At 47.9% G+C, this 8,847-nt stretch carries 7 protein-coding genes; 5 read left to right on the top strand and 2 right to left on the bottom strand.

Annotation, left to right across the window (positions count from 1 at the left end; genetic code table 11):
* Together VN105_RS18070 and VN105_RS18065 are read right to left on the bottom strand one after the other, a co-directional pair.
* On the bottom strand, positions 1-1,865 hold a 1,865-nt coding region (locus VN105_RS18070; RefSeq protein ID WP_325642930.1), incomplete at its 3' end, for a tetratricopeptide repeat-containing sensor histidine kinase.
* Positions 1,866-1,870: 5 nt separating this feature from the next.
* Positions 1,871-2,617, bottom strand: coding sequence for a LytTR family DNA-binding domain-containing protein (locus VN105_RS18065; RefSeq protein WP_325642929.1), 747 nt, complete (start codon positions 2,615-2,617; stop codon positions 1,871-1,873).
* Between the two features lie 230 nt (positions 2,618-2,847).
* Here VN105_RS18065 and gwsG point away from each other — a divergent pair, with 230 nt between their 5' ends.
* Genes gwsG through VN105_RS18040 form a run of 5 tightly spaced genes read left to right on the top strand, consistent with a single transcriptional unit; the run spans position 2,848 to position 8,740 of the window.
* Positions 2,848-3,822 (top strand): grasp-with-spasm system ATP-grasp peptide maturase, encoded by a 975-nt coding sequence (gene gwsG, locus VN105_RS18060; RefSeq protein WP_325642928.1) that lies wholly within the window; start codon positions 2,848-2,850, stop codon positions 3,820-3,822.
* Positions 3,823-3,832: 10 nt separating this feature from the next.
* A complete protein-coding gene (locus VN105_RS18055; protein ID WP_325642927.1) occupies positions 3,833-4,042 on the top strand; it encodes a hypothetical protein in 210 nt (69 codons plus the stop codon).
* The gene (gene gwsS, locus VN105_RS18050) at positions 4,029-5,135 is read left to right on the top strand and encodes a grasp-with-spasm system SPASM domain peptide maturase (RefSeq protein WP_325642926.1); all 1,107 of its coding nucleotides are present in this window, start codon (positions 4,029-4,031) and stop codon (positions 5,133-5,135) included. The genes VN105_RS18055 and gwsS overlap by 14 nt, the downstream gene beginning before the upstream one ends.
* Entirely contained in the window at positions 5,123-7,339 is a 2,217-nt protein-coding gene (locus VN105_RS18045) for a peptidase domain-containing ABC transporter (protein WP_325642925.1), read from the top strand. Before gwsS ends, VN105_RS18045 begins: the two co-directional genes overlap by 13 nt.
* 3 nt (positions 7,340-7,342) lie before the next feature.
* Positions 7,343-8,740 carry an HlyD family secretion protein gene (locus VN105_RS18040; protein WP_325642924.1) on the top strand — a complete coding sequence of 466 codons (1,398 nt, stop codon included), beginning with the start codon at positions 7,343-7,345 and terminating at the stop codon, positions 8,738-8,740.
* Positions 8,741-8,847 lie beyond the last annotated feature (107 nt).

Here is an 8,847-nt window from a genome sequence, read left to right as displayed (position 1 = left end):
ATATCCGCCTTATTCTTTATTTCCAGCCTGGATTGCTTACCCGTTTTACGGCTAAGCATTTCCAGGCGTTTTTTATTGATCTGTGTAGATAAAGATTGTTTGTTATTTGCTCCCGCGGGTTTGTTTTCCTGTATGCCGGTGCCGTTATCTTCAATAATGCAATGGAGCATGTTTCCTTCTTTCCTGATATCAATGTTGATGATCCCTTTGTAATCAAGCTCCTGTACGCCGTGCTGGACGGCGTTTTCCACGAAGGGCTGCAATAGCATGGGAGGAATGAAAATATCGTCCATGTTATCCGGCACATGAAGGAAGTAGTCGAATGCGTTTTCGAAACGCAGCGCCTGCAGGTTCAGGTAATTGGATAGGGCTTCCACTTCCTGCTCCAACGGCACAAAGGCCGACTGTGAATGTTCCAGGTTTACCCGGAGGAGGCTGGCAAAGGATGAAAGATAACTGATGGATTTTTCTGTTTCCTGGTTACGGACCATGGCCTGTAATACCGCCAGTGTGTTAAAAATAAAATGCGGTTCCATCTGGCTGCGGAGCAGTTTCTGTTCCAGTTCTGCCTGGCGCAGTTTTTCGCGTAGCTTTCTCCGCTTGTAGAACATCAGCAGGAAAACGGCAGTCAGCAGAACAAAGCCAATAAAGCCGGCTATAATGATCCGTTGCAGCCGGGTGATCTTTGCTGCATCGCGGTTAGTGGCATCCAGTCTTAATATCTTTTCATCTTTTGCTTTCAGGGCATATTGGTCTTCCAGTTCTATGATCTGCCTGGCATACGCGGAATCGGTATAGGCCCTTAATGTCCCAAGCGCTTCATAATAGGATTCACTGGCGTTTTTGTACTGGCCCATCGTGTAATGAAGACCGGCCTTTTGTTCCCAGGCATCTGTTATACTGGCTGCAAAGGAAACAAGGGTGGTGTCTTTTTCTTTTGATGCCAGGTTTATACAGGTATCGATGTATTTCAGCGCCTGCGGATAATTTTTCATGCTGATATAAATATTGGCCGCATGGTAATAGGTAACCGGTGGAAACTTTTTCTGCGTTCGTTGTATGTCCAGCGCCTTGAATGTGTACTTCAATGCCTCTTCATATTTCCCTTGCTGCCGCAGGTAAACGCCTTTGGATTCATATTTCCCCGCCTGGTACATAGGATGGTAAAGGGTAGTATCAGGAATGATATAATTGTCAAGATACCATATAGCCGAATCGAGGTTGCCATGGTAGTTGTAAAAAGCGCTCAGGTTGTTGGCGATCACTGTTCTCAACCGGGGATTGCTGGTTCTTCCCAGCCCTTCCAGCAGGTATTTTTTTTGCTCGGCTTCATTCCCCATGCTCCGGTACAGCTCCGCCAGCCGGAAGCAGGTAATGTCCATATTAGCAGTATCGTATTTACTGCGGTAGTCGTATGCTGCCCTGATCCGTTTCAGTGCCTCAGGAAAATTTTTACGCTTCATATATACTTCCCCGATATGATAGTCTGCAGTAATGGTTAACTTTCTGCCGGTATCCTTTTTCTGCGCCAGCTCCAGGGCCTGCTGATAATAGTACAGGGCGCTGTCGAGGTTAGGCAGGGCATTGTAGAAGGTGCCCCTGGTGGTAAGGATATTGAACTGCATCCGCACGGAAGGATAGGTTGCCATGATGGTAGTCATGCTATCCATCAGTTGCCTGGCCTTGGCAAATTCGTGGTTATTGATCAGCGGGTTGAAGTGGCTGTTAAGATAATTGAGCAGGCTGTCTTCCTGCGCCTTGAGCCGCTTTGCTTCGGCTTCGCTGCTGTGTTGCCTGCATGAAACGCTTAACAGCAGGAAGAAACCTGCAATAAAGTAACCTGTAAATATTTTTCGTGTAAACATACCCGTTAGTCCCGGTTGGTAAGGAAATTAACCACAGCATCTTTTTTTCGTACGGATACGGGAATAACGGCGCCCGTTCTCAGAAGTACGTGACCATCTTTATGATACCGGTCTATAAACTGTGTATTTACAATATAGGATTGATGTGTTCTAAGGAACAGCTGCCGGGGGAGTTGTTCGTCGTATACCTTCAGCGGTTTGCTGATCACCAGTTTACGGTTGCCTGATAAAAAGAAGGTAGTGTAACACCCGTCGCTCTGGCAAAAGATGATTTCTTTGAAAAGGATGATATGCAATCCCTCCTGCGTGCGTAAAACGATCCGGTCGTCTGATGCGGTACCTGGTGCAGAAAAGCGCCGTTGGGCAACAGCCACCGCCTGTTGATTGGCGGAAGGATTTTTATACCCGCTTACTTTGTCGAGCGCCAGCTTCAGTTCCGGTTCGCTGATGGGTTTCAACAGGTAATCCAATGCCCCGCATTTAATGGCGTTAATGGCATACTGACTATGTGCCGTAATGAAAATGATTTCGAAGTCGATTGCCGGCAATGCGCCCAGGAGGTCGAATGCCGTACGCTTGCCCAGTTGCACATCCAGTAAAACCACATCCGGGCGCAGGTTTTGAAGCAATACATCTGCTTTGGCCGTACTGCCGCAACTGCCTGCTACTTCGAACCCTTCATACCGGCTCACCATCTTCTCTATATCATTTCTTATAAGGGGCTCGTCTTCTATAATAACTACTCGTTTCATGGAATTGGAAAATTATTTATGCCGCCACACCAACAACAGGGGAGGCTTAACGATACGTAAGGAGCTAACGGATAATTAAAAATGTACTACGGATAATTATTGTTTTTCTTCAAGGCATACAGTTATGTTATCATTGATATACCATGACAAATATGCTGTTTTTTAATCAGGAATCCATATATACAGGATATTTTTTATGGGAATAAGAAGGATGTTTAACCCGTTTGAAAATGATACTGATTCTTTCTGAAACCGGCGATGTTACCACTTATCATGTAATGAGGTGGCTGGAGTGGTATGGTAAAGAAGTAATGCTGGTTACTGATAAACACCCGATCAGCAACATTTGTATCGGTAACCGGCATACCTCCCTTTGCGTGGATGGTAAGCTGCTGGACTTCAGTAAGGTGACCGCTTACTGGTACAGGAGAGGTAATTTCGCCATACCCGGGTACCAGGGCGGGGATAACCTGCCGCCGTTGATACGGGATAACATTGCCAACGAGGCTCAAACGGTAATAACGCTGCTGCATAGCCGGTTGCGCAACATTCCTCACCTGGGCAGCTACGGGGAAAGGAAGGTAAACCGCCTGAAGGTGATGGATACGGCCGCAGCGCTGGGGCTTGAAGTGCCGGCGTATGGCGTTTTCAACAGCAGGGAACAGGTGGCGGATTTTGTGGCCGCATATGGCCGCGTAGTGACCAAACCTCTGAGTGACGGGCTGATTGTAGAAGAAGACAGGATCTCCTATGCTAACTATACTTCCCTGTTCGGACCGGAAGATGTGGACGCACTCCCGGATACTTTTATGCCTGGCCTGTTTGCAGCGTATGTCCCCAAAAAGTATGAGCTGCGGATCTTTTATCTCGACGGCGTTTGCTATACCATGGCCATCATGAGCCAGCAGGACACTCAAACGCAAACGGATATGCGGCGCTACAATTACGCGAAGCCCAACCGGAATGTGCCCTACCAGCTGCCGGCTGCGGTTAGTGCGAACATTCATGCATTGATGAAAGCACTGGAGCTGAAAACAGGGTCTGTCGACATGATCGTAACTCCCGATGATAAATTCATATTCCTGGAAGTGAACCCGGTAGGGCAGTTTGGCAATGTAAGCAGCAACTGCCACTACCACCTTGAACAAAAGGTAGCAGATTATCTTATCAACATCGCTTTTTTGAAAACCGGTCATAACGTTTAATCAGGTAAAGATGAAACCACTGAAAGAAATATTTAACACAGGATTTTCACACTCCTTCCCGCCTTTCTATAACAAAACAACGGTAACAGACCGGGATAAGGCCGGAAGGCCTTTCCCGCTTACCAAAGCAGTTAAATTATCTGCATACTATCAATATACTTACAGGGCTAACAGGCATTATAAACCACTTTCCAGAATTGTGAGATATGACTTGCTTTAAAGAACAGGAAAAGATGTATATGATACAAATGGCCGGTTGCCAGTTTGTTGCAGGCGCCAAACGGGCGCTGGTAATGGATTTGCATCGCGGACGCTTTCAACCGGTGCCTGTGCACCTGAAAGAGCTGGTGGAAACATACAACGGGAAACAACTGGGCAATATATACATGGAATTTGATGCTGACCAGCATAACATACTGGATGAGTACCTGCGTTTCCTGTTGAAAGAAGAATATATTTTTTTAAGTGAAGATGCAGCGGATGCTGTTCGCTTTATTCCTTTACCGCTTACCACAGCGCATTACAGCCCTGCTGATAATGCCATCATCGATATGGATGCGCAGAGCGGTTTTGATGCAGTGCAACTGGTACATCAACTTACCGCCCTGGGCTGCGAACAGATCCAGGTACGCGCATATTCACCGCTGCCGGTCCGGGAACTGCTGGCATTGGCTGCCGCTACCACGGAAACGGTATGCCGCTGTATTCAATTCATTGTGCCATACGATGATCATTTTAAAACAGCCGACTGGAATCGCCTTTTTACCGGTCATGAGAGAATTGGCAGCATTACCTGCTATGGCGCTCCGGGAAACAGTACGGATCACTACGTGGAAGGATTGATCCCCATTCATTTCATTGAACAGATGATCACCGGGGAAAATCATTGCGGCATTTTTCATCCTCATTACTTTATTAGTAATGCATCGCATTTTATTGAGTCGCACCGTCACAATACCTGTCTTAACCGGAAAATAGCCGTAGATAAAGCGGGGTACATCAGGAACTGCCCCTCTATGCCACAGCATTACGGGCATGTAAGTACTACCACTTTGCAGGAAGCATTGAATAACCCGGTGTTCAGGCAACACTGGCATATACACAAGGACATGGTGCAAACCTGCCGCAACTGTGAGTTCAGGCATGTGTGTACAGATTGCCGCGCTTACCTGGAAGATCCGCATGATGGTTGCAGTAAGCCCCTGAAATGCGGATATGATCCCTATACCGCCACCTGGACAGATTGGGCGGATAACCCGCTGAAACAAGCTGCCATCGCATTTTACGAAATTGATATCCCATGTTCAGCATAAAGAAATTTCCATACGAGCAACAGCGAAACAGCATGGATTGCGGCGCTACCTGTTTACGGATCATAGGCCGTTATTATGGCCGTACTATTTCATTGGTGCAGCTGCGGCAGTTGAGCGGCACCAGCAGGGCAGGGGCCAGTTTACTGGGTCTTTCCCGGGCGGCAGAAGAAGTAGGTTTCCGCAGCATGGCTGCCATGGTCACTTTCCGCAAGCTGGAGGACGAAGCGCCCCTGCCGCTTATTTTACACTGGCAGCAGGAACATTTTGTAGTGGTGTATAAGATCACCGGCAGTAAAGTATATGTATCTGATCCTGCAAAAGGCCTCGTTGAATACAGCCGCGATCAATTCGTAAAATACTGGATCGGCGCTAATGCAATACCGGCTACCGCCCAGGGCATTGTACTGCTGATGGAACCCACACCGGCGTTTTATGAAACAATGGTATATGCAGATAAGGAGGAGAAGGTGAACATACGGCCTTTCCTTTGGCATTACATGAAGCCCCATCAAAAGGTAATGATGCAGGTATTACTAAGCCTGGGTGTAGGCAGTATTCTTCAGCTCATGATTCCCTTCTTAACACAGAACATTGTTGATACGGGTATTTATAAAAAAGATATCGGGTTTATATGGCTGGTGCTCATTGCCCAGCTGGCGCTGGTTAGCGGGCAACTGGTACTGGAACTGGTACGGAGCTGGCTGTTGCTGCATGTGAGCAGCCGCATTAACATCACCCTGGTGTCCGACTTTTTCTGCAAGCTGATGCGCCTGCCCATCCGCTATTTCGATACTAAATTATCAGGCGACTTGCTGCAACGGATCAACGACCACCGGCGCATTGAGAACTTTATCACCAAATCATCGCTGGGAGCTGTTTTTGCCGTGTTTACCCTGCTTACCTACAGTGTAGTGCTGGCGTATTATAACACCATGTTGCTTACTATTTTTTTAACGGGTAGCATTTTATACGTAACCTGGATCTTTTATTTTCTGAAGAAGCGGGAGAAGCTGGATTATAAGAACTACCACCATGCGAGTGAGAACAACAGCAAGATCTATGAACTGATAAACGGTATGCAGGAAATTAAACTGCATAACGCCGAACAACCTAAACGCTGGAGCTGGGAACGTATACAGGTAAAGCTGTACCGGGTAAGTGTGCAGGCGCTGAAACTGGAACAGCAGCAGCAAACAGGCGCCCGGATCATCAACGAAATAAAAAATATCTTCACCACTTTTGTGGCAGCAAAACTGGTAATAGATGGTGAAATTACATTGGGCACCATGCTGGCTGTTTCCTATATCATCGGGCAATTGAACAGCCCCGTGTTGCAGCTGATCGCTATTGCCAAGGAGTGGCAGGATGCCCGTATCAGCCTGGACAGGCTGGCGGAAACGCATCTTGAAAAGGATGAAGTGCCCCATACCGGTGAACAGGCAATCCTGCATATGCCCGTACCCGCCAATCATACCCTTAAACTGGAAGAGGTATCGTTTGCTTACGACGACCTGGAAGAGCCGGTGCTGCGGAACATTAACCTCATCATCCCGGCAGGGAAAATAACCGCAATTGTAGGCGCCAGCGGAAGCGGCAAAACTACCCTGCTGAAATTGCTGATGCGGTTTTATGAACCACAGAAAGGAAAGATCAAAGTTGGAAACACGGAATTATCGCTCACCGATTTGCACCAGTGGCGGGAGCTTTGCGGCGTAGTGATGCAGGAAGGTTTTGTTTTTAACGATACCATTGCCGGGAACATAGCGGTGGGGGAAGAAGCGCCCGACTGGCAGCGCCTGAAAGCTGCCTGCGATATAGCCAATATCAGCACATTCATAGAAAAACTGCCATTGGGTTATCATACTAAAATAGGACAGGAGGGAAACGGTATGAGCACCGGGCAGAAACAACGTATCCTCATAGCGCGCGCGGTATATAAACAACCGGAGATCCTGTTTTTTGATGAAGCCACTTCAGCACTGGATGCCAACAACGAATCGAAGATCATGCAACGCATGGATGATTTCTACCGGGATAAAACGGTAGTGGTAATCGCCCACCGGCTTAGTACGGTGCGCCATGCTGATAATATTGTGGTGCTGGATAACGGGATCATTATAGAAGAAGGTACGCATGAGGAACTGAGTATGTCTAAAGGATACTATTATCGTCTTGTAAAAAATCAATTGCAGTTAGAAGTATAACATATGCCGGAACCTGTTACATATTATAAAACGCCGGCGCCGGAAGCGCCTCCTGTTACCGCGGGAAAGGAAACCATTGTATACCGGTTGCCGGAACAGACCTTATCACCTGAGGTGGAAGATTTATTGGAACGAACGCCCTCCCGGTTTACGGGAATGGCGCTTTTCGCAGTAGTGGCAGCCCTGGGGATACTGGTACTGGTAGGCATTTTAATAAAGTACCCCGATATCCTGGAAGGGAATGTTATACTCACCACGAACCCGCTGCCCATCAGGGCAAAGGCGCAGAGCGGGGGCAGGGTATTACAGATTTTTGCGAAAGAGGGCCAGCGGGTAACGGAAGGTGAGGTACTGGCGGAAATCGAAAATCCCATCGGCCTGAAAAAGATCAATGAGTTGGAGGAGCTATGCGCATCCATCAACCGGTGGCTGCATAATGATGCAACCGATTCAATGGCGGTTTGCCTTAAAGATGACGGGCGCCTGCTGGGAGAAGTGCAGGCCGACTATAATAAACTGGTACAAAGCATTAATGCTTACCTGCTGGTGAAAGACCAGCGTATTTATCATAAGCGCATGACCAATCTCCGTACCCAGGGCAGCCGTTATACGGCCCTGTCCAGATCGGCCGACCAGGAACGGGTATTGGTGAAACGGGAACTGGAAAGCGCGGAAGATTTTTTTGAAGCAAAGAAAAAGCTGTATGAAGAAAGGGTGCTGTCGCGCAGGGAGTTCAATGATGAAGTAACAGCACTCAATGAAAAAAGACTGGCACTGGAAAACCAGCTGGAAACAAAGATCCGCTCCGGCATCGCCGAAGGCGAAAATAACAAGCTGCTCCTTGACCTGGAATATGAAAAAAAAGAACGGGAAAATGAATTGGTATTAAGCATTGAAGAGCAGGTGCGCAATGTGCAGAGCTATATCCGCGGCTGGCGGCTGAAGTTCCTGGTAACGGCGCCGTTTAACGGGCGTGTGTACGAGCTGAGACCGCTGCAACGCAATGAGGTGGTTACCGCCGGGGAAGAGCTCTACATGGCGGCGCCGGATCATTTTAAATACGTTGCTTATTCCATGATACCCGCTGCCAGCTTTGGCAAGATCGCAGTAGGGCAACCTGCCCATATTATGCTGGCACAGTTTCCCTACAATGAATACGGTTACCTGGAAGGGAAAGTGAGCTTTATTTCGCGTACGCCCCAGGCGACGGACAATACCAAACAGGGAGAGAAAGGCGAAGCCATGTACCGGGTGCATATCAGCCTGCCGGACAGCCTCCGTACTACTTACCATACCGGCATACGGTTCAGCCCCGAAATGACCGGGACGATCCGTATCATCACCCGGGATAAGAACCTGTTACAGCGGTTGCTTGATAATATTGCCAGGATAGATAAATAAAAAATTTCCGATCGCGTAAACTTTTCCCCGATTGGGTAAACTTACTGGTCTGTGAACCCGCAGAAACCGGGAAATTTCGTGGGAAACGTGCCGTTTAAATTTTAACC

Origin of the sequence: Chitinophaga sp., assembly GCF_035564935.1 — a bacterium.
Classification (GTDB): Bacteria; Bacteroidota; Bacteroidia; order Chitinophagales; family Chitinophagaceae; genus Chitinophaga.
The sequence above is the reverse complement of the archived record's forward strand: the minus strand, read 5'-3'. Positions and strand labels throughout refer to the sequence as shown.